The organism is Streptomyces sediminimaris (genome assembly GCF_047049295.1).
GTDB lineage: Bacteria > Actinomycetota > Actinomycetes > Streptomycetales > Streptomycetaceae > Streptomyces > Streptomyces sediminimaris.
Window position 1 is genome coordinate 2,027,152 of record NZ_JBJWOT010000001.1, and the last position, 25,152, is coordinate 2,052,303.

24 protein-coding genes and 3 pseudogenes are annotated in these 25,152 nt (G+C 71.2%); 12 read left to right on the forward strand and 15 right to left on the reverse strand.

Annotation, left to right across the window (positions count from 1 at the left end; genetic code table 11):
* Window positions 1-22: 22 nt before the first annotated feature.
* Genes ACJ9NR_RS09435 through ACJ9NR_RS09450 form a run of 4 tightly spaced genes read right to left on the reverse strand, consistent with a single transcriptional unit; the run spans window position 23 to window position 3,644 of the window.
* Window positions 23-1,114 (reverse strand): amidohydrolase family protein, encoded by a 1,092-nt coding sequence (locus ACJ9NR_RS09435; RefSeq protein WP_412491794.1) that lies wholly within the window; start codon window positions 1,112-1,114, stop codon window positions 23-25.
* A 19-nt stretch (window positions 1,115-1,133) separates the two neighbouring features.
* Window positions 1,134-1,943 (reverse strand): amino acid ABC transporter ATP-binding protein, encoded by an 810-nt coding sequence (locus tag ACJ9NR_RS09440; protein WP_412491795.1) that lies wholly within the window; start codon window positions 1,941-1,943, stop codon window positions 1,134-1,136.
* Window positions 1,940-2,773, reverse strand: coding sequence for an amino acid ABC transporter permease (locus tag ACJ9NR_RS09445; RefSeq protein ID WP_412491796.1), 834 nt, complete (start codon window positions 2,771-2,773; stop codon window positions 1,940-1,942). Before ACJ9NR_RS09445 ends, ACJ9NR_RS09440 begins: the two co-directional genes overlap by 4 nt.
* A gap of 4 nt (window positions 2,774-2,777) precedes the next feature.
* Entirely contained in the window at window positions 2,778-3,644 is an 867-nt protein-coding gene (locus ACJ9NR_RS09450; RefSeq protein WP_412491797.1) for a transporter substrate-binding domain-containing protein, read from the reverse strand.
* Between the two features lie 186 nt (window positions 3,645-3,830).
* On the opposite strand from ACJ9NR_RS09450, the pseudogene ACJ9NR_RS09455 reads away from it, so the two are divergent.
* From ACJ9NR_RS09455 to thpD, 6 genes and pseudogenes are all read left to right on the forward strand, one after another.
* Window positions 3,831-3,992: pseudogene (locus tag ACJ9NR_RS09455) on the forward strand (alanine--glyoxylate aminotransferase family protein); the annotation flags it as partial.
* A 535-nt stretch (window positions 3,993-4,527) separates the two neighbouring features.
* Window positions 4,528-4,635, forward strand: a pseudogene (locus ACJ9NR_RS09460) (mycothiol transferase); the annotation flags it as partial.
* Window positions 4,636-4,951: 316 nt separating this feature from the next.
* A complete protein-coding gene (ectA, locus tag ACJ9NR_RS09465; protein WP_412491798.1) occupies window positions 4,952-5,467 on the forward strand; it encodes a diaminobutyrate acetyltransferase in 516 nt (171 codons plus the stop codon).
* Between the two features lie 117 nt (window positions 5,468-5,584).
* The gene (ectB, locus tag ACJ9NR_RS09470; RefSeq protein ID WP_412491799.1) at window positions 5,585-6,856 is read left to right on the forward strand and encodes a diaminobutyrate--2-oxoglutarate transaminase; all 1,272 of its coding nucleotides are present in this window, start codon (window positions 5,585-5,587) and stop codon (window positions 6,854-6,856) included.
* 51 nt (window positions 6,857-6,907) lie between these two features.
* On the forward strand, window positions 6,908-7,312 hold the full coding sequence (locus ACJ9NR_RS09475) for an ectoine synthase (RefSeq protein WP_412491800.1): 405 nt from the start codon (window positions 6,908-6,910) through the stop codon (window positions 7,310-7,312).
* A 6-nt stretch (window positions 7,313-7,318) separates the two neighbouring features.
* Window positions 7,319-8,206, forward strand: coding sequence for an ectoine hydroxylase (gene thpD / locus ACJ9NR_RS09480; protein WP_412491801.1), 888 nt, complete (start codon window positions 7,319-7,321; stop codon window positions 8,204-8,206).
* 116 nt (window positions 8,207-8,322) lie between these two features.
* Here thpD and ACJ9NR_RS09485 read toward each other — a convergent pair whose 3' ends face one another.
* From ACJ9NR_RS09485 to ACJ9NR_RS09505, 5 genes are all read right to left on the reverse strand, one after another.
* A complete protein-coding gene (locus ACJ9NR_RS09485) occupies window positions 8,323-9,372 on the reverse strand; it encodes an aminotransferase class V-fold PLP-dependent enzyme (protein WP_412491802.1) in 1,050 nt (349 codons plus the stop codon).
* A 113-nt stretch (window positions 9,373-9,485) separates the two neighbouring features.
* Window positions 9,486-10,202, reverse strand: coding sequence for a DsbA family oxidoreductase (locus ACJ9NR_RS09490; protein ID WP_412491803.1), 717 nt, complete (start codon window positions 10,200-10,202; stop codon window positions 9,486-9,488).
* Between the two features lie 81 nt (window positions 10,203-10,283).
* On the reverse strand, window positions 10,284-10,790 hold the full coding sequence (locus tag ACJ9NR_RS09495; RefSeq protein WP_412491804.1) for a GNAT family N-acetyltransferase: 507 nt from the start codon (window positions 10,788-10,790) through the stop codon (window positions 10,284-10,286).
* A 64-nt stretch (window positions 10,791-10,854) separates the two neighbouring features.
* Window positions 10,855-11,463 (reverse strand): DUF1349 domain-containing protein, encoded by a 609-nt coding sequence (locus ACJ9NR_RS09500; protein ID WP_412491805.1) that lies wholly within the window; start codon window positions 11,461-11,463, stop codon window positions 10,855-10,857.
* Window positions 11,464-11,509: 46 nt separating this feature from the next.
* Window positions 11,510-13,039 (reverse strand): aldehyde dehydrogenase (NADP(+)), encoded by a 1,530-nt coding sequence (locus tag ACJ9NR_RS09505; RefSeq protein WP_412491806.1) that lies wholly within the window; start codon window positions 13,037-13,039, stop codon window positions 11,510-11,512.
* A 131-nt stretch (window positions 13,040-13,170) separates the two neighbouring features.
* Between ACJ9NR_RS09505 and ACJ9NR_RS09510 the strand changes: the two genes are divergently transcribed.
* The 4 genes and pseudogenes from ACJ9NR_RS09510 to ACJ9NR_RS09525 all read left to right on the forward strand — a co-directional run bounded on the left by ACJ9NR_RS09510 (window position 13,171) and on the right by ACJ9NR_RS09525 (window position 16,228).
* Complete coding sequence (locus ACJ9NR_RS09510; RefSeq protein ID WP_412491807.1) at window positions 13,171-13,944, forward strand: IclR family transcriptional regulator; 774 nt, start codon at window positions 13,171-13,173, stop codon at window positions 13,942-13,944.
* A 4-nt stretch (window positions 13,945-13,948) separates the two neighbouring features.
* Window positions 13,949-14,419: a GNAT family N-acetyltransferase gene (locus ACJ9NR_RS09515; protein WP_412491808.1), complete on the forward strand. Its 471-nt coding sequence runs from the start codon at window positions 13,949-13,951 to the stop codon at window positions 14,417-14,419.
* A 28-nt stretch (window positions 14,420-14,447) separates the two neighbouring features.
* Window positions 14,448-14,721: pseudogene (locus ACJ9NR_RS09520) on the forward strand (response regulator transcription factor); the annotation flags it as partial.
* A 55-nt stretch (window positions 14,722-14,776) separates the two neighbouring features.
* Window positions 14,777-16,228, forward strand: coding sequence for a peptidoglycan D,D-transpeptidase FtsI family protein (locus ACJ9NR_RS09525; protein ID WP_412491809.1), 1,452 nt, complete (start codon window positions 14,777-14,779; stop codon window positions 16,226-16,228).
* A gap of 45 nt (window positions 16,229-16,273) precedes the next feature.
* Here ACJ9NR_RS09525 and ACJ9NR_RS09530 read toward each other — a convergent pair whose 3' ends face one another.
* A complete protein-coding gene (locus tag ACJ9NR_RS09530) occupies window positions 16,274-17,725 on the reverse strand; it encodes an NCS2 family permease (RefSeq protein ID WP_412491810.1) in 1,452 nt (483 codons plus the stop codon).
* A 166-nt stretch (window positions 17,726-17,891) separates the two neighbouring features.
* On the opposite strand from ACJ9NR_RS09530, the gene ACJ9NR_RS09535 reads away from it, so the two are divergent.
* Window positions 17,892-18,455 (forward strand): SigE family RNA polymerase sigma factor, encoded by a 564-nt coding sequence (locus tag ACJ9NR_RS09535; protein WP_412491811.1) that lies wholly within the window; start codon window positions 17,892-17,894, stop codon window positions 18,453-18,455.
* A complete protein-coding gene (locus ACJ9NR_RS09540) occupies window positions 18,452-19,270 on the forward strand; it encodes a hypothetical protein (RefSeq protein WP_412491812.1) in 819 nt (272 codons plus the stop codon). The genes ACJ9NR_RS09535 and ACJ9NR_RS09540 overlap by 4 nt, the downstream gene beginning before the upstream one ends.
* A gap of 58 nt (window positions 19,271-19,328) precedes the next feature.
* On the opposite strand, the gene ACJ9NR_RS09545 is transcribed toward ACJ9NR_RS09540, so the two are convergent.
* From ACJ9NR_RS09545 to ACJ9NR_RS09565, 5 genes are all read right to left on the reverse strand, one after another.
* Entirely contained in the window at window positions 19,329-20,126 is a 798-nt protein-coding gene (locus ACJ9NR_RS09545) for an HAD family acid phosphatase (protein ID WP_412491813.1), read from the reverse strand.
* Window positions 20,127-20,311: 185 nt separating this feature from the next.
* Window positions 20,312-21,442 carry a pectinesterase family protein gene (locus ACJ9NR_RS09550; RefSeq protein ID WP_412491814.1) on the reverse strand — a complete coding sequence of 377 codons (1,131 nt, stop codon included), beginning with the start codon at window positions 21,440-21,442 and terminating at the stop codon, window positions 20,312-20,314.
* 123 nt (window positions 21,443-21,565) lie between these two features.
* Window positions 21,566-22,879 carry a pectate lyase family protein gene (locus ACJ9NR_RS09555; protein ID WP_434056971.1) on the reverse strand — a complete coding sequence of 438 codons (1,314 nt, stop codon included), beginning with the start codon at window positions 22,877-22,879 and terminating at the stop codon, window positions 21,566-21,568.
* A gap of 17 nt (window positions 22,880-22,896) precedes the next feature.
* A complete protein-coding gene (locus ACJ9NR_RS09560) occupies window positions 22,897-23,706 on the reverse strand; it encodes a rhamnogalacturonan acetylesterase (protein WP_412487072.1) in 810 nt (269 codons plus the stop codon).
* Window positions 23,707-23,814: 108 nt separating this feature from the next.
* Window positions 23,815-25,152, reverse strand: a complete 1,338-nt coding sequence (locus ACJ9NR_RS09565; protein ID WP_412487073.1) for an ABC transporter substrate-binding protein — start codon at window positions 25,150-25,152, stop codon at window positions 23,815-23,817.

A 25,152-nucleotide genomic window follows, 5' to 3' on the forward strand; every position in this document is an offset into this window, starting at 1 on the left:
GGCACCGGCCCGCCGTGCGGGCCTAGACGAGGGGCCGCCCGTTCACCACGACCCGCTTCGGGGCCGCCAGTACCCGTACGTCGGTGCGCGGGTCCTCCTCGTAGACGACGAGGTCGGCCGGCGCCCCCTCCTCCAGTCCCGGCCGGCCGAGCCACCGCCGCGCGCCCCAGGTCGTCGCCGACAGCGCCTCGACGGGCGGGATGCCGGCGGTGACGAGCTCCGCCACCTCGCCCGCGACCAGCCCGTGGGCGAGGTGGCCGCCGGCGTCGGTGCCGACGTACACCGGGATGCCGGCGTCGTAGGCGCTCCGCACGGTGTCGTAGCGGCGCTCGTGCAGCCGCCGCATGTGGGCCGACCACCGCGGGAACCTGGCCTCGCCGCCGTCCGCGAGCTGCGGGAAGGTGGCGATGTTGACGAGGGTCGGCACGATCGCGACGCCGCGCTCGGCGAAGAGCGGGATCAGCTCGTCGGTGAGGCCGGTGGCGTGCTCGACGCAGTCGATGCCCGCCTCGACCAGGTCCTTGAGGGAGTTCTCGGCGAAGCAGTGCGCGGTGACCCGGGCGCCCAGGCGGTGGGCCTCGGCGATGGCCGCCTCCACCGCGTCCCGGGGCCAGCTGGGGGCCAGGTCGCCGGCCTCGCGGTCGATCCAGTCGCCGACCAGCTTCACCCAGCCGTCGCCGCGGCGGGCCTCCTGGGCGACGTACGCGACGAGGTCCTCCGGCTCGATCTCCCAGGCGTAGCCGCGGATGTAGCGGCGGGTGCGGGCGATGTGCCGACCGGCCCGGATGATCTTCGGCAGGTCCTCGCGGTCGTCCACCCAGCGCGTGTCCGAGGGCGAGCCCGCGTCGCGGATCAGCAGCGTGCCCGCGTCCCGGTCGGTCAGCGCCTGCTTCTCCGCAACGTCCCGCTCGACCGGACCGTGCGGGCCGAGACCGACGTGGCAGTGGGCGTCCACGAGACCGGGCAGGGCCCAGCCCTCCACGGTGCGGACGTCACGGCCGCCGGCGGGGCGGTCGTAGCAGATCCGCCCGCCGACCACCCACAGCTCGTCCCGGACGTCGTCGGGCCCGGCCAGGATCCGGCCCTTCACGTGCAGCACCGCGCGATCGCTCATGCCTGCACCCTATGACCGGCTACTCGCCCCGGCCCACCTGGCCGGACGTCTCCTCCTCGACCTCCGCCATCGCCGGGTCCAGGAGCCGGGAGAGGAAGTGCCGGGTACGGTCGTGGCGGGGGTCGCCGATGACCCGGGCGGGGGCGCCGTCCTCGACGATCACACCGCCGTCCATGAAGACGACCCGGTCGGCGACCTCGCGTGCGAAGGTCATCTCGTGGGTGACGACCATCATCGTCATGCCCTCGCGCGCCAGCATGCGCATCACCGCGAGCACGTCCCCGACCAGCTCCGGGTCGAGCGCCGACGTCGGCTCGTCGAAGAGCATCACCTCGGGTCCCATCGACAGCGAGCGCGCGATCGCCACGCGCTGCTGCTGGCCGCCGGAGAGGGAGGCGGGGTAGGCGTCCGCCTTGTCCGACAGGCCGACGCGCTCCAGGTTCTCGGCGGCCACCCGCGCGGCCTCCGCCCTGTCCCGCCTGAGCACCCGGCGCTGCGGCAGCGTGAGGTTCTCGGTCACCGTCAGGTGCGGGAAGAGGTTGAACTGCTGGAAGACCATGCCGATCCGGCGGCGCACGGCGTCGATGTCGACGTCCGGGTCGGTGAGTTCGGCGCCGCCGACGAAGACCCGCCCCTTCGTCGGCTCCTCCAGGAGGTTCACGCACCGCAGCAGCGTCGACTTGCCGGAGCCGGAGGGGCCGATGACGCACACCACCTCGCCCCGGCCGATCTCCAGGTCGATGCCGCGCAGCACCTCGTTGTCGCCGAACGACTTGTGCAGGCCGCGCACGTCGATCTCCGGCCCCGCACCGAGCGGCTGTTCGCTCATTTCACGGCCTCCTGGGCCTTGGCCTCCATACGGCGTACGACGAAGCCGAGCGGGATGGTCACCAGCAGGTAGCACAGGCCGGCGACCAGGATCGGCGTGGAGTTGGCGGTCGTACTGGCCAGGTCCCGGCCGTACTTGGACAGTTCGCGCTCCTCCAGCGTGACGCCGAGGAACAGCACCAGGGAGGAGTCCTTGAAGAGCAGGACGAGTTCGTTGGTCAGCGGCGGCAGGATGATGCGGAACGCCTGCGGGATGATGATCGAGATCATGGCGCGGGCGGGTGAGAAGCCCAGGGAACGGGCCGCCTCCATCTGCCCCTTGGGCACCGCCTGGATGCCCGCGCGGATCGTCTCGGCCATGTACGCGGCGGCGACCAGGCCGAGGGCGAGGGCGACCTTGCCGTAGGTGCCGCCGACGATCTCCGTGCCGGGGAAGGCCAGCGGCACCGCGACCCCGATGAAGATGAAGATCAGCAGGGCGGGCAGACCGCGGAAGATCTCGATGTAGACGCCGGCCAGCCAGCGGTAGGGGCCCACCGACGACAGCCGCATCAGCGCGATGAGCATGCCGAGCGCGAGGCCGACGACGAAGCCGGACAGCGTGTACAGCACGGTGTTCTTCAGCGCCAGCGTGATGACGTCCGGGAACATCTGCCTGGCGATGCTGCCCTGCGCGAACTGGTTCTTCAGCCGTCCCCAGTCCGCCGAGACCGCGAAGGCGATCACCGCGGCGACGAAGACGACGTACTGCGCACCGCGCGAGAGGCTGCGCTTCTGACGCCGGGTCAGGCCCTTTTTCCTCGGCTGGAGTCGTACGTCCGTGTCGGTCATGGGGTCAGGAGGCGGACGGGGAGGCGGTGGAGGCACCCGGTGCCGCTGACGCGTCGTACGGGCCGATCCACTTCTCGTACAGCTTCTTGTACGTGCCGTCCGCCTTGGCGTCTTTGATCGCCTTGTCGACCGCGGCGAGGAGCTTGGTGTTGCCCTTCTTCACCGTGAAGCCGTACTGCTCACCGGTGTTGATGTTGTCGGCGACCTTGTAGGCGGCGTTGGCCTTGTCCTTCAGCCAGCCCCGGACCACCGGGTAGTCGATGACCACGGCCTTGACCTGGCCGGTGCGCAGGCCGTTGAGGACGGCGTCGGAGGACTCGAAGGAGACCGGGTCGACGCCCTGCTTCCTGGCGTAGTCCTCGCCGGTGGTCTGCGCCTGGGCGCCGAGCTTGACCTTCTTCGCCTTGGCGTCGGCGAGCGAGGTGATGCCGCTGTCCTTGGCGACCATCAGGGCCTGGGTGGCGTCGAAGTAGGGGATGGAGAAGTCGACGTTCTTCTTGCGCTCGGCGGTGATGGTCATGCCGGCCGCGGCCAGGTCGCACTCGCCGGAGTTGAGGAAGGCGCCCGTCTTGAAGTTCTCGAAGGGCGTGTCGAGGATCTGCTGCTTCACGCCCAGGTCCGCGGCGACGAGGTCGATCATCGACACGTCGAAGCCCTGCACCTTGCCGTCGATCTCCGACTGGAAGGGCGGGTACGGCAGGTGCGTGCACGTGGTGAGCTGCCCGGCCTTGACGAGTTCGACCCCGCCGGCGGCCGTCCTGCTCCCGCTGCCGCCGCTGCCGCTGGAGGTGCAGGCGGCCACGAGCACCAGCCCGGCCGTCGCGGTGGTGGCGGCCAGAACGCGGGTCCGGCGCCCGGAGAAGATCTGCACGGAAGGCCTCCTGTCGGTGAACTGCGAACTCCGATTATAAGGAGAAGTTTGAGTTGCTCAAACCAAACCCATGGCAGAGGGGCTGCCCCGCCTAAGAAGTCGCGAGTGCGGGGAGGGGTCAAAGTGGCGGATACCCGCCGGATACCCTCGACGGACGCCGACCGCCGTGAGGCAGGAGAGCAGGCCGTGACCCACCCCTTCCTCGGCCTGCCCCCGATGAGCGCCGTCCACCTCACCTCGGTCGAGGACCGGGTGGCACGGCTGCTCGGCACCGAGCAGGACGCCGTGATCACGCAGGGTGAGGCACTGCTGCTGCTGGAGGGGGCGATCCGCGCGACCGCCACGCCGCGGAGGCCGGCGGCGGTCGCCGCGTCGGAGCCGGTCGCGCGGGCGCTGGAGTCCGGCCCCGCGCTGCCGCCGACCGCGGAGATGATCCACGTCAACCACTACGGCCCCGACGCGACCGTGGACGCGGTCCGGGCGCCCCTGACGGCACTGGGCGCCGCACTGACGGCCAGTGGACTGCCGGCGGCCCCGGCGAGGGCACGGCGCGCGGCAGAGGCCGCCTGGCGCTGAGCGCTCCGCGACGGAAGCGGGGGCGCGTCCGCGGGTGCCGCGGGCACCCGTCCACGGGGCACGGCCCGGACACCGGGCGCCGGCTACGGCATGGGTGCCGGGTGCCGGGCGTCCGCTGCGGCGCCGGGCGTCGACCGCGCCCTCGTGTGCCGCCCCCGGCTGCCGCGCCGTCGTGGCTGGTCGCGCAGTTCCCCGCGCCCCTTCAGGGCGCTGCCGGACCGTTGCCCGATATGTCATGCTCCCCCCATGGCTGCCCGCACACCGCAGAACCTTCCGGACGGACGGCCCGCGCCCCCTGCTCACCGGGGAGGTCAGCGTGCGCTGGGTGCTCGTCCATCTGGTCGAGGAGTACGCCCGGCACAACGGCCATGCGGACATTCTCCGTGAGTGTATCGACGGGGTGACCGGAGCCTGAATTCGACGCTATTAGTGCTATTATTTTCCGGCTTTACCAGGGGCAGCTTCCCGTCTTCTTCTGCCCGCTTTTCACTAGGCTAAACATCAAGATTCCGCGAACCCCAACGGGTGTAATTCGGGCAGATCTCGTGCAGGTTAGGTGAGTGTGACGCGTTCCACATCGCGCCCGGTTTGCCCCGGATTTACCGCACAAAACCGGCGTTTCGCCTGCCCGTCACGGGACGCCTCACGCCCGCGTGATAACACACCGCACGCCCATACGTAACCCTATCCAGCCATGCATTTTGCATTTTCCCTCGGTAAATTCAATTTGCATGACTGCCGCACACGCAGACCGAGCAGAACTGCAGATAGACCGTCCGTCGGTGACGGACGGCGCCGCGCTGTGGCGGATCGCCCGGGACTCGAAGACGCTCGACCTGAACTCGTCGTACAGCTATCTGCTGTGGTGCCGCGACTTCGCCGGCACCACCGCCGTGGCCCGCGACGCGCGCGGGGAGGCGGTCGGCTTCGTCACCGGATACGTGAGGCCGGAGCGTCCGCGCACTCTGCTCGTCTGGCAGGTGGCGGTGGACGAGGCGTACCGGGGACGCGGCCTCGCGGCCACGCTCCTCGACGGGCTGGTGGCACGCGGTTCCGGCGAGCACCGGATCACCGCCGTGGAGACCACCATCACGCCCGGCAACACCGCCTCCGAGCGCCTGTTCACCTCGTTCGCCGAGCGGCACGGCGCCGCGGTGGAGCGCGAGGTGCTGTTCGACACGAGCCTGTTCCCCGACGGGCCGCACGACCCCGAAGTCCTGTACCGCATCGGTCCTCTCTCCCTCTGATCTCCCTCAAGTCGCCGAAGGCCTCCCGAAGCCGCCAAGGGCTTCCCGGAGCCGCGGGGACTTCCGCAGAACCTGACGACCCCACGCACTCCACCACGCAACGAGGAGCGAATCGTCGTGACCATCACCCAGCCCGACCTCAGCGTCTTCGAGACCCTCGAGTCCGAGGTGCGCAGCTACTGCCGCGGCTGGCCCACCGTCTTCGACCGTGCGCAGGGCAGCCGCATGTACGACGAGGACGGCCATGAGTACCTGGACTTCTTCGCCGGGGCCGGCTCACTCAACTACGGGCACAACAACCCCGTCCTGAAACGGGCGCTGATCGACTACCTGGAGCGGGACGGCGTCACGCACGGGCTCGACATGTCGACCACCGCCAAGCGGTCCTTCCTGCAGACCTTCCAGAACCTGGTGCTGCGGCCGCGCGACCTGCCGTACAAGGTCATGTTCCCCGGCCCGACGGGCACCAACGCCGTCGAGTCGGCGCTCAAACTCGCCCGGAAGGTGAAGGGCCGCGAGGCCATCGTGTCCTTCACCAACGCCTTCCACGGCATGTCCCTGGGCTCGCTCGCCGTCACCGGCAACTCCTTCAAGCGGGCCGGCGCCGGCATCCCGCTGGTGCACGGCACCCCCATGCCCTTCGACAACTACTTCGAGGGCCAGGTCCCGGACTTCCTGTGGTTCGAGCGGATCCTGGAGGACCAGGGCTCCGGGCTCAACAAGCCCGCCGCCGTGATCGTCGAGACCGTGCAGGGCGAGGGCGGCATCAACGTCGCGCGGGCCGAGTGGCTGCGCGCGCTGGCCGAGCTGTGCGAGCGCCAGGACATGCTGCTCATCGTCGACGACATCCAGATGGGCTGCGGCCGCACCGGTGCGTTCTTCTCCTTCGAGGAGTCCGGCATCACGCCGGACATCGTCACCGTGTCGAAGTCCATCAGCGGCTACGGACTGCCGATGTCGCTGTGCCTGTTCAAGCCCGAGCTGGACATCTGGGAGCCGGGCGAGCACAACGGCACCTTCCGCGGCAACAACCCCGCCTTCGTCACGGCCACGGCCGCGCTGGAGGCGTACTGGGCGGACGGGTCCGCCATGGAGAAGCAGACCCGGGCCCGCGGCGAGCAGGTCGAGCGGGCCTTCGCCGCCATCGCCGAGGAGGACCCCGCCGCCGTCAAGGAGTACCGCGGCCGCGGTCTCGTCTGGGGCATGGAGTTCCACGACAAGGAGCGCGCGAACCGGGTCGCCGGACGCGCCTTCGAGCTGGGGCTGCTCATCGAGACCTCGGGCCCGGAGAGCGAGGTCGTCAAACTCCTCCCGGCGCTCACCGTCACGGCCGAAGAACTGGACGAGGGGCTCAGCATCCTCGCCCGCGCCGTGCGCGAGACCGCCTGAACACCAGTAGAACCCCCGTTGTGGGCACCATCTAGGAGGCATCGCACCACCGTGATCGTCCGTTCGTTCAAGGAGATCGAAGGCACCGACCGGCATGTGAAGTCCGCGTCCGGCACCTGGGAGAGCAAACGAATCGTCCTCGCCAAGGAGAGGGTCGGCTTCTCGGTGCACGAGACGATCCTGTACGCGGGTACGGAGACGTCGATGTGGTACGCGAACCACATCGAGGCCGTCGTCTGCACCAAGGGCGACGCCGAGCTCACCGACCGCGAGACCGGCAAGACGTACCACATCACGCCGGGCACCATGTACCTCCTCAACGGCCATGAGCGGCACACGCTCAAGGTCAAGGAGGACTTCCACTGCATCTGTGTCTTCAACCCGCCCGTGACCGGACGGGAGGATCACGACGAGAACGGCGTCTACCCGCTGCTCACCGAGCCCGAGGAGGTGTGACATCACATGACCGCCATCACTGATCTCTATCCCAGCCGCGGCCCCGCCGAGGTGTCCGTACCGCGCAAGGACCCGGTCGTCTGGGGCTCCCCCGACACCCCGGGCCCGATCTCCGCGAGCGAGCTCCAGTCGTACGAGCGCGACGGGTTCCTCGCCATCGACCAGCTGATCACCGCGGACGAGGTCCCGCTCTACCGGCAGGAGCTCGAGCGGCTCGTCGGCGACCCGCAGATCCGCGCGGACGAGCGCTCGATCGTCGAGCCGAAGTCCAAGGAGATCCGCTCGGTCTTCGAGGTCCACAAGATCAGCGAGGTGTTCGCGAACCTGGTGCGCGACGAGCGCGTGGTCGGCCGGGCGCGGCAGATCCTCGGCTCGGACGTGTACGTCCACCAGTCGCGGATCAACGTCAAGCCCGGTTTCGGGGCCAGCGGCTTCTACTGGCACTCGGACTTCGAGACCTGGCACGCCGAGGACGGCCTGCCCAACATGCGCACGGTGTCCGTCTCGATCGCGCTGACCGAGAACTACGACACCAACGGCGGCCTCATGATCATGCCGGGGTCGCACAAGACGTTCCTGGGCTGCGCCGGCGCCACGCCCAAGGACAACTACAAGCAGTCGCTGCAGATGCAGGACGCGGGCACGCCCTCGGACGAGGCGCTGACCTCCATGGCCGGCGACTACGGCATCAAGCTGTTCACGGGCAAGGCCGGTTCGGCGACGTGGTTCGACTGCAACTGCATGCACGGTTCGGGTGACAACATCACCCCGTTCCCGCGCAGCAACGTCTTCATCGTGTTCAACAGCGTGGAGAACGCCGCGGTCGAGCCGTTCGCGGCGCCGGTGCGCCGGCCCGAGTTCATCGGGGCGCGGGACTTCACCCCGGTGAAGTAGCGGAAGCGGCGGACCGGATACCCGGAGCGGGCGGTGTCACCGGCCTCACGGCCACGGCGTGACGCCGCCCGCTGCCGTGCGTGCCGGACGGCGGGGCGGGGTTCGCACCGCGCCGTTCAGCCGGACAGGACGTCCAGCAGGCGGTCGACGTCGGCGGCCGTGTTGTAGAGGTGGAAGGCGGCCCGCAGGTTGCCCGCGCGGTCGGAGACCTCAACCCCCGCGCTGCTCAGCTCGCCCTGGCGGTGGCCGAGTCCGGGGACGGAGACGATCGGCGAGCCGGGCGCCGGGACGGGCTCGTGGCCGAGGGAGTCCAGGCCCGCGCGGAAACGCCCGGCGAGGGAGAGGTCGTGGACGCGCACGGCGCCCGGGCCGATCTCCTCGAGCAGTTCGAGGGAGCGGCGGGCGCCCGCGTAGCAGAAGAGGGCGGGGCTCTCGTCGAACCGCCGGGCGGAGTGGGCGAGTTCGCCGATGGGGCCGTAGCAGGCGTCCCACGGGTGCTCCCCCGCCACCCAGCCGGCGAACAGCGGCGTGAGACCGCCGAGGTCCTCCGGGACGGTGAGGAAGGCCACGCCGCGCGGGCAGACGAGCCACTTGAAGGCGACGGCGGCGCAGTAGTCGTAGGCGTCCGCGTCGAGATCCAGCCATCCGGCGGCCTGGGACGCGTCGACGTAGGTGCGGGCCCCGTGCGCGCGCGCCGCCTCCCTGATCGCGGGCAGATCGGCCACGCGGCCGTCGGCGGACTGCGCGGCGCTGACCGCGACCAGGGCGGTGCCCGGCCGCACGGACTCGGCGACGCGTTCCAGCGGCACACCGCGCACCTTGAGGTCGGCGCGGACGTGGAAGGGATTGACCACCGAGCTGAAGTCGCCCTCGGCGGTGAGGACTTCGGCGCCGGCCGGGAGGGAGGCGGCGATCAGTCCGGTGTAGACGGCGACCGACGTCCCGGCGGCCACCCGGCGCTCGGGGACCCCGACCAGCCGCGCGAACGAGGCGCGGCTCGCCTCGACGTCCGCGAACATGTCGGTCGGGGCGCCGGCCGCGGCCGCCTCCACGGCGGTGCGCAGGGCGGCCACGGTGCGGGCCGGCAGCAGTCCGGTGCTCGCGGTGTTCAGGTAGGTGTTCTTCGGGGCGAACTCGGCACGGACGAGGCTCTCGAAGGTCTCCATGGGTCCACTGTGGGCCCCCGGGATTCCACAGTCCATTGCCGATTTCTACGTGGATCCGCGAAGCTGCGCTTATATATGGGCTCTGACCTGCGGCTCTGCCGCGGTCCGCGCGTTCACTGCCGGGGAACCGCGCACCCGTCCGGGCCGCACGCCTGCGCGTCGCCATCGTCGACCGGCCGGAGCGGGGACCGCTCGTCCCACGCCCGGGTGAGTGCCTGGGTGAAGACCTCGGCGGGCTGGGCTCCGGAGACGCCGTAGGCGCGGTCGAGGACGAAGAAGGGCACGCCGTTCGCACCGAGCTCGGCGGCCTCGCGTTCGTCGGCGCGGACCTGGTCGGCGTAGGCGGCGGGATCGGCGAGCACCCCGCGGGCGTCCTCGGCCGCCAGGCCGGCCGCGACGGCGAGTTCCACCAGCCGCTCGTCGCCCTCGGAGAAGACGGAGCGCTCCTCGGCGAAGTTCGCCCGGTAGAGGATCTGGATCAGCTCGTCCTGCCTGCCGTGCTCCTTGGCGAGGTGCAGCAGGCGGTGCATGTCGAAGGTGCTGCCGTGGTCGCGGCCGGCGGTGCGGTAGTCCAGGCCCTCGGCGGCGGCCTGCGCGCCCAGGTTCTCCTCGCCCGCCCGGGCCTGCGCCTCGCTCATGCCGTACTTCGCGGTGAGCATGGTGATCACCGGCTGGACGTCGTCCTTCGCGCGGCCGGGGTCCAGCTCGAAGGAGCGGTGCACCACCTCGACCCGGTCGCGGTGCGGGAAGGCGGCCAGCGCCTTCTCGAAGCGGGCCTTGCCCACGTAGCACCAGGGACACGCGATGTCCGACCAGATCTCGACCTTCATGCTCCCGGCTCTCTCCCGCTCGTACGGAAACGGACACGGAGACGTCCTCCGCCCGGTGTATGAACGTTCAAGCAGCCCGGGTCATTCCCCGGGCACGGCAAAGCGCAGGCAGAGGTGGTGGTCATCTTCGGCGGGCGGGTTCTCCGGGTCCGGGATCCAGCCCCGGTGGGCGTAGAAGGCCTGGGCGCGGTGGTTGCCGGCGTGCACGTGGAGGACGGCCGTGCGCCGGGCGTCGGCCCGCCACTGCTCGACGCACGCGGCGTGCAGGGCCGTGCCCACGCCGGAGCACCAGTGGTCGGGGTCGACGTGGAACTGCATCAGCTCGACCGTGTCCGCGGGGGCGTCCTGAGGCGTGCGGAAGGAGGCGACGGCGACCAGGCGGCCCTCGCGGACCGCGCACAGGACCTGCCCGTCGGGGCGGGCGACGGCCCGCGCCCAGAGCGCCGGCCAGTCGTGGCCGTCGTCGGGCAGGCCGCCCGGGTAGTAGGTGGCGCGGGCGCGCAGATGCAGCGCGGCGACGGCCGCGGCCTCGGCGGGCAGGACGGTTCTGATCATCAGTGAGTCGACGGTCCGCTTCGCTTCGATCATGCAGCGGAGGACGTGTCCGCGGCGGCCGCGGTTCCGTGTCCCGGCGACATCGCCGGTCCCGCGCTCAGCTGCCGTCCCGCAGGTCGCTCGGCCAGTGCGGGCGGTACTCGATGTGGTCGTACGTCACCACGCACCCCTCGCCCATCGGGGACTGGGTCATGAAGCCGACCAGGGCGTCGCCGGTCTCCTTCTCGCCGCCGAGGGTGAAGAGGCGGACGAAGGTCCAGCGCCGGCCGTCGCGGGAGGCGTGGAAGGCGAAGGCGCGGCCGGTCCGGCTCACCCGGAACCACACCGAACTGCCCTGGACGGTGAAGGAGTTGGCGTCGTCGGAGTGGCCCCGGGTGACCACCGTGCACACGGTGGGCACGTCCGGGGAGTACTCCAGGCAGAGCTTGGCCCAGGCCCGCTCGCCGACGTGGACGTAGAGCACACCCGCGTCGAACGCCCCGGCGAAGCCGACCGTGAGGCGCGCGATCAGCTGGAAGTCCCCCTCGGGCGCCCCGAGCAGCCGCGGCGCGTCCGAGGCGGGTTCCAGGGCCTCACCGGTGGGCGGTACGAACCGGTCCTGCCGGGGTCCGGCCCAGCCGGTGAGGACACCGTCCTCGTAGGACCAGTTGCCCGCGGGGCCATAGGTGCGCAGTGCGAAGGGCAGTTCGGGGAGTTCCACGTCCATCCGGAGAGTGTGGCACCTCCGCGCGCGCCTCGCGGGCCCGGGGCGGTCAGCGCTCGAGACGGCCGTCGTAGCGGCGCGGCAGCCCCAGCGGGTTGTCGTCGCGCAGCTCCGGCGGAAGGATCGCCTGGGGTGCGTTCTGGTACGCCACCGGCCGCATCCAGCGCTCGATCGCCGTGCCGCCGACGGAGGTCGACGTCGAGGTGGTCGCCGGGTAGGGGCCGCCGTGGTGCTGGGCCGGTGCGACCGCGACACCGGTCGGCCAGCCGTTGACGAGGACCCGGCCCGCGAGCGGGGTCAGCTCGGCCAGGAGCTCCGCGCCCCGGCCCTCGCCCGCCGCCTCCTCGGCCGAGAGGTGGACCGTCGCCGTGAGGTTGCCGGGCAGCCGGGACAGCACGGACTCCACCTCGGCCTCGTCCTCGTAGCGGGCCACGACCGTGACCGGCCCGAAGCACTCCTCCAGGAGCAGGTCGTACGCCCCCTCGGCGGCCAGCTTCTGCGCCTCCACCGTCAGGAAGCCCGCGCTCACCGTGTGCTCGCCGCCCGCGCCCGGGGTCACCGGCGAGTCGACACCGGGCAGTCCGGTGCGCTCGGCGACGCCGTTGAGGAAGTTGTCGCGCATGCGGTGGTCCAGCAGGACCCCCGCGTCGGTGTCGCTGACCGCGTCCGTCAGGGACTTCAGCAGGCGGTCGCCCGCCGCGCCGGACGGCGCGAGCACCAGGCCGGGCTTCACGCAGAACTGCCCGACGCCCAGCGTCATCGACCCGGCGAGCCCGGTGCCGATCACCTCCGCGCGCTCGGCGGCGGCGGCCTCGGTGACGACGACGGGGTTGAGCGAGCCCAGCTCGCCGTGGAAGGGGATCGGGTTCGGGCGCGCGGCGGCGGCGTCGAACAGCGCCCGGCCGCCCTTCACGGAACCGGTGAAGCCGGCGGCCGCCACCAGCGGGTGCTCGACCAGCCCGACGCCCGCCCCGAAGCCGTGCACCAGGCCGACGACGCCCTCCGGGACGCCGTGCGCGGCGGCGGCCCGGCGCAGCACCTTGGCGACCAGTTCGGACAGGGCCGGGTGGTCGGGGTGGGCCTTGACGACGACCGGGCAGCCCGCGGCCAGCGCGCTCGCGGTGTCACCGCCGGCGACGGAGAAGGCGAAGGGGAAGTTGGAGGCGGAGTAGACCGCCACGACGCCCAGCGGCACCTTGTAGCGGCGCAGGTCCGGGATCGGCGGGGTCGCGGTGTCGTCGGGGTGGTTGATGATGACGTCGAGGAAGGCGCCCTCGTCGACGATGTCCGCGAAGGCCCTCAGCTGGTAGCAGGTGCGGGCGAGTTCGCCGGTGAGCCGGACCGGGCCGAGCGCGGTCTCGGCGTCCGCGGTCTCCACGAGCCCGTCCCTGGCCGCCTCGAGCTGCTCGGCGGCGGTGCGCAGGAAGGCCGAGCGGACCGCGCGGTCGGCGAGGGCGGCCCGGCTCGCGTGCGCGGCACGGACGGCGGCGTCCACCTCCTGGGCCGTGGCCTCCACCGCAACCTGTTCACGCTGCTTCCCGGTTCGGGGGTCGACACTCCAGACTGGTGCTGCTGCCACCGCGGGTCCCTCCAGGTATTTCGGGGTCATCCACCGGAGTCGTTCGATATACTGAACGCCGTCTCTGATGATGAATGCTGCTGTCAGAGACTATATCTTCGGTTTCCCGTCCAACGAAGGGGTCAGGGGCGATGTCGGCAGGCGAGGCAGGCGGCGGGGCGCAGGTCAAATCCGCGGTGCGGACCGTTGAATTGCTCGAGTACTTCGCCGGGCGCCCCGGCATGCACTCGCTCGCCTCGGTCCAGGAGGCCGTCGGGTACCCGAAGTCCAGCCTCTACATGCTGCTGCGCACGCTGGTGGAGCTCGGCTGGGTGGAGACCGACGCGACGGGCACGCGGTACGGCATCGGGGTGCGGGCGCTGCTGGTCGGCACGTCGTACATCGACGGCGACGAGGTGGTCGCGGCGGCCCGGCCGACGCTGGACCGGCTGTCGGACGACACCACGGAGACCATCCACCTCGCGCGGCTCGACGGCACGAACGTCGTCTACCTGGCCACCCGCCAGTCGCAGCACTACCTGCGCCCGTTCACCCGGGTGGGACGCCGGCTGCCCGCGCACTCCACCTCGCTGGGCAAGGCGCTGCTGAGCACGTACACCGACGAGCAGGTCCGCAAGCTGCTCCCGGAGACGCTCCCCGCCCTCACCGAGAACACGATCACGGACCGGGAGAGGCTCATCGAGGAGCTGCACCAGGTCCGCGAGCAGGGCTTCGCGGTGGACCGCGAGGAGAACACGCTGGGGCTGCGCTGCTTCGGCGTGGCGATCCCCTACCGCACCCCGGCACGGGACGCGATCAGCTGCTCGGTGCCGGTGGCGCGGCTGACGCCCGCGCACGAACAGATGGTGAAGGACGCCCTGTTCGACGCCCGGGACCGGCTGACACTGGCGACCCGTAGGCTCTGACGCCATGAACGTCGTCCTGCGCGCGGTCCACGACAGCGATCTGCCCGTCTTCTACCGGCAGATGAACGATCCGGAGGCCCTGAGAATGGCGGCCTTCACACCCGAGGACCCGGCCGACTGGGCCGCCTTCCAGGCGCTGTGGCAACGGATCCGGTCCTCCGGCGACGTCGCGCGGACGATCCTGGCCGACGGTGACGTCGTCGGCAGTACGTCGGTGTACGGGCACCCGGGCGAGCGCGAGGTCACCTACTGGGTGGACCGCGCGTACTGGGGACGCGGCGTGGCCACCGCGGCGCTGCGGGAACTGCTGGCCGAGGTGCGCGAACGCCCGCTGTACGCGCGCGCCGCCGCGGACAACACCGCGTCGCGGCGCGTGCTGGAGAAGTGCGGCTTCACGGTCACGGCGCACGCGTCGGGGTTCGCGAACGCGCGGGGCGCCGAGATCGACGAACTGGTCCTCACCCTGAAGGGATGAGTCCCGGGCGCGGTGCTCTCCACCCGGCCTGCTGTTCCCGTCCGCCGTGCGGGCGCCGGCCGAGGAGCACGCGCGCGTACCCCGCGCCCCCGCCCTGGGTGGCGAAGCTCACCGGCCAGGAGCGGGAGGTCCTGCGGCACCTGGCGGACGGGCTGACGAACGCGGAGATCGCGCGCCGCACGGAGGTGGGCACCGCCACCGTGAAGTCGCCCGTCGCGGCGGTGCCGGCGAAGACCGGGACCCGGGACAGGACCCAGGCGGTGATCGCGGCCTACGAGGCCGGTTTCCTGAGCGTCCGATGAGAAATCGGAGCCGAAGGGAACGATCTGCTCGGTTTCGCTCGTCATTCGTAACGGGATGAACAAAACGATCAGGCGGGCCTCCGTCTTCACACTGCTGCTCGTGTTCGCTCTGCTGATCAGGGCGACCTGGGTGCAGTTCTACGACGCCAAGGCCCTCGCGGACGACAAGGACAACCGGCGCAACGCGATCAAGACCTACGCGGAGCCGCTGGGGAACATCATCGTGGGAGGCCGGTCGGTCACCGGTTCCGCGCCGACGAAGAACGGCGACCTGAAGTACAAGCGCACGTACAAGGACGGCAAGCTGTACGCGGCGGTGACCGGTTACGCCTCACAGGCCTACGCCCCGACCCAGCTGGAGGGCATCTACCAGGACCTGCTCGACGGCACGGACCCCCGCCTCAGGACCCTGATGGACACCATCACCGGCAAGCGCGCCGACCCGGGCGACGTGGTCACCACGATCGACCCGGCCGTGCAGAAGGCCGGCTACGACGCGCTCGGCGAGAAGAAGGGCGGGGCCGTCGCGATCGACCCGAAGACCGGCAGGATCCTGGCGGTCGTCTCGACCCCCTCCTACGACCCCTCGTCCCTGACCGACGCCAACACGGCCGGCACCGCCTGGAAGAGGCTCAACGCCGACCCGGACAAGCCGCTGACCAACCGCGCGCTGCGCCAGCCGCTGCCGCCGGGCTCGACGTTCAAACTGGTCGTCGCGTCCGCCGCGCTGGAGGACGGGCTGTACTCCTCGGTCGACCAGCACACGACGAGCCCGGACCCGTACACCCTGCCCGGCACCACCACCCCCCTGTCCAACGAGAACCCGAACGCGCCCTGCGAGAACGCCGACATCCGCACCGCGCTGCAGTACTCCTGCAACAACGTCTTCGCGAAGATGGCCGTCGACCTCGGCCAGGACAAGGTGCGGGCGATGGCCGAGAAGTTCGGCTTCGACGACACCGAGCAGGACGTGCCGGTGCGCGCCTACACCAGCGTCTACCCCAAGGACATGAACCGCCCCTCCACCGCCCTGACCGGCATCGGCCAGTACGACGTCACGGCGACCCCGCTGCAGATGGCCATGGTGTCCGCGGCCATCGCCGACGGCGGCGAGCTGCGCTCGCCGCACATGGTCTCGCAGATCACCGACGGCGGCGGCGACGTGCTGAAGAACTACGACGACGGCACGAGCACGAAGCGGATCCTCAGCGCCTCGACCGCCGAGCAGCTGCGGTCGGCGATGCGGACGGTCGTGCAGGACGGCACGGGCACCAACGCGCAGATCCCCGGCGTGACCGTGGGCGGCAAGACCGGTACGGCCCAGCACGGGGAGAACAACAGCAAGACGCCGTACGCCTGGTTCACCTCCTACGGCAAGGCGGGCGGCAAGGAGGTCGCCGTGGCGGTCCTCGTCGAGCAGTCGGACGCGGCGCGCTCGGAGGTCAGCGGAAACGGGCTGGCCGCCCCCGTGGCCAAGGCCATGATGGAGGCGGCGCTGAAGAAGTGAGCCGCTGACGGGGTGAGCCGCTGAGGAAGCGGGCGGCGCCGTCGGTTACTTCACGCCCAGGATCTGCTCCACCGGATCGATCGCGAAGTACACCAGGAACAGCGCCGACACCCCCCACAGCAGCCAGTTGACCTCGCGGGCCCGGCCGAGGACCGACTTGATGACGACGTAGGCGAGGAAGCCGGCGCCGATGCCGTCCGTGATCGAGTAGGTGAACGGCATGGTGGCGATCGTCAGGAAGGCCGGGATGGCGATCTCGTACCGGTCCCAGTCGATGTGCTTGACGTGGGTCATCATCAGGAAGCCGACCGCGATCAGGGCGGGCGCGGCGGCCTGCAGCGGGACGATCGTCAGCAGCGGGGTGAGGAAGAGCGCGAGACCGAAGAGGCCGCCGGTGACCAGGTTGGCGAATCCGGTGCGGGCGCCCTCGCCGACGCCGGCCGCGGACTCGATGTAGGCGGTGTTGGAGGAGGCGGAGCCGAGACCGCCGGCCACGGCCGCGGCGCCGTCGATGAACAGCACACGGCCGATGCCCGGCACCTGTCCCTTCTCGTCCAGCAGTCCGGCCTCCGCGCTGATGCCGACGATGGTCCCCATCGCGTCGAAGAAGTCCGACAGGATCAGGGTGAACACCAGCAGGACCGCGGTGAGGACGCCGGCCTTCGCGAAGCCGCCGAACAGGCTGAAGTGGCCGATGAGCCCGAAGTCGGGGGTGGAGACGACCTTGTCCGGCAGGTGCGGGGTGGTCAGGCCCCAGCTCTTGATGTCCGCGGTCGCGTCGATGACGATCGCGACGGCCGTCATCGTCACGATGCTGATCAGGATGGCGCCCTTCACCTTGCGCGCGAGCAGCGCGATGGTGAGCAGCACGCCGAGGCAGAAGACCAGCACGGGCCAGCCGGTGAGCCGCCCCACGGCGCCGAGCTGCACCGGCACGGTGGTGTCGGCGGCGTCCGGGATACGGCTGACGAAGCCCGCGTCGACGAAGCCGATGAAGGCGATGAACAGGCCGATGCCGACACCGATGGCCTGCTTGAGCTGCTGCGGGATGGCGTTCATGATCGCCTCGCGCAGCCCGGTGAGCACCAGGACGCAGATCACGATGCCCTCGATGACGACCAGGCCCATCGCGTCGGGCCAGCTCATGATGGGGGCGAGCTGGAAGGCGACGACGGCGTTGAGGCCGAGGCCGGCCGCGATGGCGAGCGGCAGGTTGCCGCCGACGCCCATGATCACGGTCATCACGCAGGCCACCAGGGCGGTGGCGGTGACGAGTTGGCCGGTGTCGAGGGTGTGGCCGAACTTGTCCTTCGCGCTGCCCAGGATGATGGGATTCAGGACAAGGATGTAGGCCATCGTGAAGAACGTGGCGAAGCCGCCGCGTATCTCCCGGCCGATGGTGGATCCCCGCTGGGAGATCCTGAAGTACCGGTCGACGCCGTTCGCCGCCGGTGGTGCGGTACCGGGCCGGCCGGCCGTCGTCTCGGTGTCGGTCATGGCGGATGCTCCTCGTCGCCGGATGGATCAGTGTGCGGATGCTGGCTGGATTGTTCCCCCGCCGAACCGGTTTCAGGTTTTCCGTGTGTTACGGAATCAGGGCCGGTGGTCCGGACGGTGTTCGAAGTCCCGTACGGGCGAGGCGGTCCGCTGCTACGCTCGCCCCGTGGGCACTGTCGACGACGCGGCCTCCGTGGAGTTCCACGCCTTCTTCGAGCGCCACTACGCCGAACTCTCCCGTATGGCCCACCTGTTGACCGGCGAGGCGGACGCCGCCGACGACCTCGCGGCCGACGCGCTGCTCGCGCTGTGGCGCCGCTGGGACCGGGTGCGCACGGCCGACCACCCCGTCGCCTACGCCCGCGGAGTCGTCGCCAACCTGGCCCGCACCCGCGTCCGCGGCGCGGTGCGCGAACGCCGGAGGGTCTCGCTGTTCTGGGCGCAGCGTGCGGAGCGGACCGAGAACCCCGACGTCGCGGGCGTCGTGGACGTCCGGCAGGCCCTGCGCGCGCTGCCGTTCAGGAAGCGGGCGTGCGTGGTGCTGCGGCACGCCTTCGATCTCTCGGAACGGGACACCGCCCTGGCTCTGGGCGTCTCCGTGGGTACGGTGAAGTCCCAGACGTCCAAGGGGATGGCCGAGTTGCAGCGGCTGCTGGGCACCCGGGACGAGCCCCGCAGGGTGCACGCGGCGATCGCACGCGGCGGCGGGAGCGGAGGAGCGGACCGGTGAGGCGGCAGGACGTGCCCGACGAGCTGCGCGCCCGGCTGCGGCAGGCGGCCGGGGCGCACCGGCCGGACCGGGCGGGCATGCTGGCCCGGATCGAGCGGGGCATGGGTGAGTACGGCCGCGCCGGCCACCGTCGGACGCCGCGGCCGGTGCGGGACTGGGCCCGGGTGGCGGGCGCGGCGGCCGCGGTCGTGGCGATGCTCACGGCCGGCGGCTACGCGGTGGCGTCCGCGGTGCGCGACGGCACGCCCGCGCGGCGCCAGACGGTCGCGGTGTCCCCGACGGCCGCGCCCGCACCGCGGGTCGATCCGACGCCGGCGCCGGGCCGGACGCCCGGTCCGCACGCCGACGCGAGCGGCACCCCCGCGCCCGGGCCCACCGTGTCCGCGCCGTCCGCCACCGGTGAGACGGACGGCCCGCTGTGGTCGGACGGCTCGGTCGACCCGCACGGCAACGACTTCTGGGCGCAGAGCGACCTCACCCTGCGCACCGGCGCACGGCTCACCTCCCTCACCGTGCGGCTGCGGATCGCCCAGACCGGGGGCGTGAGCTCCACCGGGGCCTGGCGCACCCTGCCCGAGCGGGACTTCGACCTCACGATCGGCGAGCGCGACGGCTTCCTCGTCTACACCTGGGTGCTGAAGGAGGGCCGCACGGTCCCGGCGGGCGAGTGGGTGTTCGCCGGGCAGTACGACCACCGGCGCGGCGGCCGGGACGACCGGGACGACCGCTACACCGTCGAGGCCGCGGCGGACGGTACGCGGTGGGCGGTGGGCGGCGGCTTCACGGCCCGGCCGGACGGCCGGGGCCGCTCGTAGACACCCCGTCCCGCGCCCGGCCGGTGGGCCGGTCGCGGGACGGTGAGCGTGCCGGGGCTCAGCCGACGAAGTACGTCGGGTTCGGCAGCTTGTACCTCTGGTCGGCGTAACCCCCGTCGAGGTCCGAGTACTGGTCGCCGAAGTTGGCGATGATCTCGTACCCGAGGTCCTTCTCGATGTGCCTGCGGGTGCCGGACTTGTACTGCACGGTCGTGCAGGTCCAGCTGCCCGGGGTGGCGCACGAGCTCAGGTAGGACGGCGGGTTCGCGGTGTCCTTGAGGAACATGTGGCCGGCGTCGAGGCCGACGTCGGCGCCGACCTTCTTCAGGTTCTCCACGGCCGCCGCGCGCTGCGCCTCGCCGAGGCCCGAGTTGTAGAAGACCTCGACGCCCTTCTTCTCGGCGTACCGCACGAGTCCGGGGCTGCCGAAGACCTCCGGCCGGTCGGCCTTGTTCACGTACGCGGCCCATGTGGCCGGGTTGTACGAGTAGTTGTACCGCTTCTCGTAGTCGAGGCTGAGCAGCAGCGTGTCGTCGATGTCGAAGACGACCGCGGGCTTCTCGCCGTGGTGGCGGGCCTTGCGCGCCGCCCTGTCGATGTACTTCCTGGCCGCGGAGTCGATACGCGCCAGGTCCTTGGCGTACGGGCTGGTCGGCGACGCCTGGTACACGCCGTCCGCGTCGGCCGCGGTGCCGTAGTAGGTGTCGATGTCCTTCACCAGCAGCCCGATGTTGTAGGGCTCGTGGGTGGAGTTGGCCGTGGACTGTCCGGCCGTGGCCGCGCCGGCGCCGTACAGAGCACCGCCGGAGAGGGCACACGCTGCGGCGATCGCCGCGATACGCAGTGGCTTATGCATGACAGGTTTCTACGCGCGTCATCCTGCTGGGCGCGAGGCCCGTTGCCCGATCGATATCTCCGCGTCGGGTCAAAAGCGGGTCAAGCACCCTGGACCGTCCGGTTCCGCTTCCTCCCCCCGGGGAGTCCGCGGGACGGCGCCGAGCCGGGCGGCCGGAGCCGGGCGGAGGCGGCCCCCAGGTGAGGTCAGCGGGTCTGTCTCCACGGCGTCCAGTCGCCCAGATAGGCGGCGGGGGTGGCCGACGCGGCCTGCCCCGGGGTGAGTTGGGGCCTGTTGCCGGGGACGGAGACCACGGCGCCGGGGCCGGTGTTGCGGTACTCCGCGAACCGCTGGTCCTGCCAGGGATGGGCGTCCGACATGTTGGCGTAGGGCGCGACCGCGTCGATGCCGGGACCGAGGTGGGTGTCGCGGACGACGAGGCTCGGGCGGGCCGTGGGGTCGGAGCTGGGCACCCAGGGGCGGGCCAGCTTGTAGGAGGCGTCCGGGGCCCCGCTGCTCACCCGGCTCCGGGTCACCAGGTAGCCGCGCGGGGCGGCGCCCGCCGTGGAGGGCGCGAAGACGAAGCCGTACGGGGGCGCGGTCAGGTCGGTGCGGTTCAGGGTGCGGAAGTGGCACCGCTCGAAGACCGCCGTCGCCCGCCCGAAGACGAAGTCGACGTCACCCTCGGCGTAGCAGTGGGCGTAGTACTGGCGGGCGAAGGCGGTGAGGGCCGCCGAGTCGGCGTACAGGGTGTCCTGGTGGCCGAGGAAGCGGCAGTGGGTGAAGGCGCTGCGGTCGCCCTGCACCTTGATCGCCACCGCCTGTGTCCCGGTGACGCCGGGGTGGCCGGCGCGCAGCCAGTCGTTGGCGAAGGTGATCCAGCGGGCGGTGAAGCCGTCCGCCCGCACGGTGGTGGTGGCGGATCCGGTGGTGCCGTAGGTGCCGCCGCCCGGCTTGGCGGTGCCGGCGGCGTGGTCGTAGACGATCACGACCGCACGCGGGTCCTCCGCGGCGCCGATCCAGGTCGCCTCGGTGCGGGTGGTGTCGAGCGCCACCGTCTCCCGGTAGGTGCCGGGAGCCAGGACCAGGGTCCAGCCGCGGCCGGCCGCCGCGGTGACGGCGGCCTGGACGGTGGTGAAGTCGCCGCGCGCGTGCGGGTCGACGTAGAGGGTCCTGGGGGTGAGGCGGCGCTCCGGGGAGCCGAAGCGGCCGAAGGGGCGCGTGCGTGCGGCGGCGCCCGCGGGGCCGGAGGCCACGGCGAGCGCGGCGGCGGCGCCGGCGCCCGCGGCGAGGACGCCCCTCCGGGACAGCGGGTGCCGGGGACGGGGAGAGGGCATGCGGGTGCTCCTTCGCGATGCGGGGATGCTGGGGTGGGGTCGATGGGGCGGATGGGGATGCGGGGATGCGGTGCGACGGGGGAGGTGGCGGCCGGGGCGGCGGGCGCCCCGGCCGCCGGGACGTCAGTGCAGGCGGCCTGCGCCCGCTCGGTGGTCGACGATGTGCGCCACGGCCCGCACCGGGTCGACCCGGGTGCGCAGGGTGGGCGTCCAGCCCGCGCCCGGCCGCAGGACCTCCGTGGGCACCTCGGCGTTGTGGACGGCGATCAGATCGGTCGGCACGCCGTTGACGTAGTTGTCGTCGGCGGTCAGCGGCGAGTCGTTCCACCGCTTGAGGATCTTCCCGGCGCCGGTCCCGTCGGGCAGCGTGAACGCGTTGTGCTCCGCGACGAGCTGGGACTCCTTGCCGATGCCGTAGCTGTAGCCGTAGCCGTCCTTCGCCACGAAGTGGTTGTTGTAGGAGTCGACCTGCCCGAAGCGCACGCGCGGCGCCCGTTCCACCAGGTTGGAGAAGAGGTTGTGGTGGAAGGTGACCTTGAGGTGGCCGCGGTCGACGGCGGCCGTCGAGGCGCTGTCGCTGTTGCCGATCAGGATCGTCTTGTCGTGGTCCTTGAAGACGTTGAAGGAGGCCGTGACGTAGTCGGCGCCCTTGACGATGTCCAGCTCGCCGTCGTGCTGCTCGTAGATCCGCCCGAAGTAGCTCGGCAGCGTGCTGTCGGGGTGGTCGCCGTCGGTGAAGGTGTCGTGGTCCATCCACACGTGCGTGGAGCCGTGGACCACCGCGCTGTCGTACTCGGAGTTCCAGTTGCCCGCCGCGGTGTCGGTCGGGTCCCACTGCGGGAAGCAGTCGAGGGGGCTCTCGAAGCTCAGGTTGCGGACGATGACGTTGTCGACTCCCTTGATCTGGAGGCTGGCGCCCCTGAAGCCGGCGTCCCGGCCGACGCCGATGATGGTGGTGTTGGCCGGGACGTAGGCCTTGATGTAGGCGTCCTGGTTGGCCTGTGAGGCGCGGCGCAGGCCCTCGGGGCTGTCGTCGGGCTCGCCGTCGAGGTTCTTGTCGCGGCCCCAGACGGCGGGGTCGTACGTCTTGAGGTAGGTGCCGAAGTCGTACCCCGGCGCCTCGAAGGAGGCGCAGCTCGGCCCGTCGGCGTCGATGGTCCCCCGCACCCTGATGATCTTCGGTGCGTCGCCGCCGTCGGCCAGGGCGGCCTTGAAGCCGTCCCAGTCGGTGACGGTGTGGACGTGCGCCGCGCCGGCGGCCGCGCCGCCGGTGGTGCCGGTGCCGTAGGAGCCCCAGCCGTCGTTCGCGCCCAGTACCTGCCGGGCGACGTCGCGGTGCCGGGGGTGCGCGGCGGCCGTCCCCGTGACGCCGAGCACCAGCGCGGCGCATCCCACGATCGACGCTATGGCACGTCCATGACATATATGTGTTCGCACTGTGCGGCTCTCCTTGGTTACGCGGCCGGGGCGTCGGTCGCCTCGGGCCAGGTGATCCAGGACGTCGGAATCTCGTCGTGCAGCCGGACGACGTCCCGCGGCGCGAGCACCCGGGTGCGCAGCAGCTCCCGCGCCACGAGCCGCGCCACGGCGATCGCGCCCGGCGGATTGAAGTGCGTGTTGTCCTGCTCGGTGGCGGTCCAGTTGAAGTAGACCTTCGTCTCCTCCGCCCCGAGCTCCTGCCAGAGCGCCAGCGACAGGGCCTCGATGTCCAGCAGCGCCACCCGTTCCTGCCGGGCGAGCGCGCGCATCGCCGCCGGGTAGTCGCCGTGAGTCGGCACGGCGTCGCCGTCGGCGTCGAACCTGCGGCGTTCGACCGGCGTCGCCAGCACGGGCCGCGCCCCGTGGGCCCGCGCGCCCTCGACGTACCGCCGCAGGTGGTCCTGGTACGTCGTCCAGGGCTCGGTGTAGCGGGTGGGGTCGCTCTTCTTCTCGTCGTTGTGCCCGAACTGGATCAGCAGGAAGTCCCCCGGCCGGATCTCGTCGAGCACGGCGGCGAGCCGGCCCTCGTCGATGAAGCTCTTCGAACTGCGCCCGTTCACCGCCCGGTTGACGACGGGAAGGTCCTTGTGCATGAAGTAGGGCAGCGCCATGCCCCACCCGGTCTCGGGCGCGGCGTCGGCGTACTTCTGGGCGGCGGTGGAGTCGCCGGCGATGTAGAGGGTGCGTCGCCGCCGGTGGGCGGCCCGAGCGGTTCCGGTGGCGGCGAGGGCGAGCGGTACGGCGCCGAGAGCGGCCAGGGAGACCTGTCTGCGAGTGAGCGGCACAGCGGTTCCTTTCCGGCTGGGGGAGCTGATCCGTTCAGGGGCGGCGGGGAAGCGCGCGACCGTCGCGGCGGACCCGCGGTCCCCCGCCGCCCGGAACCACCCGGGCTGTCAGTGGTTCTTCTTCCAGTCCGCCTGGGCCTTGTTCAGCTGATCGGCCAGCGTGTCCAGGAAGTCCTTCACGCTCATCTTCTTGAGCAGCACCTTCTGGAAGTCCGGCTCGTTGCCGGCCTTGGAGATGGTGTTCCAGTCCGGCAGGTAGTAGGGCAACTGCACGATCCTGGTCTCGCCCCCGTTGAGGGCGGCGGCGGCCAGCTTCGTGGGCTCCGCCTTCTGGATCCACGCGTCGCCCGCGGCCTCCGTGTTCGCCGGGATCTGCCCGGCGGACTCGTTGAACTTGGAGTTCTCCTCGTGGGAGACGGCGAACTCGATGAACTTCCAGGCCGCGGCCTTGTTCTTGCTGGACCTGAACAGACTCAGCCCGTCGACCGGGTTGGAGATCTGCACCCGCGTGCCGTCGGCCCGCGTCGGGTTCGGCAGGCCGCGGAACTTCTCCGGGCCCAGCGCCTTCAGATGGTCCTGGTAGGAACCGAGGTTGTGGCTCAGCATCCCGATGGTGCCGCTGTCCCACTGGGCGACCATCTTGGTGAAGTCGTTGTTGACGTCGGCGGACGGGGTGTCCTTCTTGTAGAGCGCGACGTACTTCTCCAGCGCGGCGACGTTCCTGGGGTCGTTGACCGTCGTCCTGTCGCCGTTCCAGAACGAGGTGATCCCGCTCTGGCTGTAGGCCGCGTCCAGCGCGGGCGCGATCGACCCCTCACCGCCGCGGATGGTGAACCCGAACTCGTTCTTGCTCCTGTCCGTGAGCTTGTCGGCCGCCGCGTAGAACTTGTCCCACGTGGTCGGCGCGGCCAGCCCGGCCTTCTCGAACAGGTCGGTGCGGTACCACAGGGTTCCGTTGTTCGACGAGGTCGGGATCTGGTAGAGCTGGTCGCCGCCGCCCGCGGCCCTGCTGCTGTCCAGCAGGTTCTGGCTGAGCCTGCCCTTCAGCGGGCTCTTCGCCAGCCGGCCCGCCAGCGGTTCCAGAGCGCCCTGGACCCCGACCTCGGCGAGCATCGCGGTGCCCACGCCGCCGACGTCCGGCAGTCCGCCGCCCTGGATGGCGGTGTCGTACTTGGACTGGGCGCTCGCGGCGGGAATGCCGACGTAGTTCACCTTGATGTCCGGGTTCTTCTTCTCGAAGTCGGCGATGATCTGCTTCCAGATGTCGGTGCGGACACCGCCGTTGTTGTCCCAGAAGGTGATCTCGCCCTTGCCGGAGCCCTCGCTGCCCTTGTCCCCCGCGCTTCCGCTGCCGTCGTCGCCGCAGGCGGTGGCGGTCAGCGCGAGCACGGAGCCCAGGGCGACGGCGACGGCCGCGCGCCTGTTTCTGCGGATGCTGCTCTTCAT

Coding starts and splice junctions, on each gene's coding strand:
- ACJ9NR_RS09545 (WP_412491813.1), bottom strand. CDS start 20,126: ATGCATAAGCCACTGCGTATCGCGGCGATCGCCGCAGCGTGTGCCCTC.
- ACJ9NR_RS09510 (WP_412491807.1), top strand. CDS start 13,171: ATGTCGGCAGGCGAGGCAGGCGGCGGGGCGCAGGTCAAATCCGCGGTG.
- ACJ9NR_RS09490 (WP_412491803.1), bottom strand. CDS start 10,202: ATGAAGGTCGAGATCTGGTCGGACATCGCGTGTCCCTGGTGCTACGTG.
- ACJ9NR_RS09485 (WP_412491802.1), bottom strand. CDS start 9,372: ATGGAGACCTTCGAGAGCCTCGTCCGTGCCGAGTTCGCCCCGAAGAAC.
- ACJ9NR_RS09495 (WP_412491804.1), bottom strand. CDS start 10,790: ATGATCGAAGCGAAGCGGACCGTCGACTCACTGATGATCAGAACCGTC.
- ACJ9NR_RS09550 (WP_412491814.1), bottom strand. CDS start 21,442: ATGCCCTCTCCCCGTCCCCGGCACCCGCTGTCCCGGAGGGGCGTCCTC.
- ACJ9NR_RS09515 (WP_412491808.1), top strand. CDS start 13,949: ATGAACGTCGTCCTGCGCGCGGTCCACGACAGCGATCTGCCCGTCTTC.
- ACJ9NR_RS09500 (WP_412491805.1), bottom strand. CDS start 11,463: ATGGACGTGGAACTCCCCGAACTGCCCTTCGCACTGCGCACCTATGGC.
- ACJ9NR_RS09445 (WP_412491796.1), bottom strand. CDS start 2,773: ATGACCGACACGGACGTACGACTCCAGCCGAGGAAAAAGGGCCTGACC.
- ACJ9NR_RS09565 (WP_412487073.1), bottom strand. CDS start 25,152: ATGAAGAGCAGCATCCGCAGAAACAGGCGCGCGGCCGTCGCCGTCGCC.
- ACJ9NR_RS09525 (WP_412491809.1), top strand. CDS start 14,777: ATGAACAAAACGATCAGGCGGGCCTCCGTCTTCACACTGCTGCTCGTG.
- ACJ9NR_RS09435 (WP_412491794.1), bottom strand. CDS start 1,114: ATGAGCGATCGCGCGGTGCTGCACGTGAAGGGCCGGATCCTGGCCGGG.
- ACJ9NR_RS09530 (WP_412491810.1), bottom strand. CDS start 17,725: ATGACCGACACCGAGACGACGGCCGGCCGGCCCGGTACCGCACCACCG.
- thpD (WP_412491801.1), top strand. CDS start 7,319: ATGACCGCCATCACTGATCTCTATCCCAGCCGCGGCCCCGCCGAGGTG.
- ectA (WP_412491798.1), top strand. CDS start 4,952: ATGACTGCCGCACACGCAGACCGAGCAGAACTGCAGATAGACCGTCCG.
- ACJ9NR_RS09440 (WP_412491795.1), bottom strand. CDS start 1,943: ATGAGCGAACAGCCGCTCGGTGCGGGGCCGGAGATCGACGTGCGCGGC.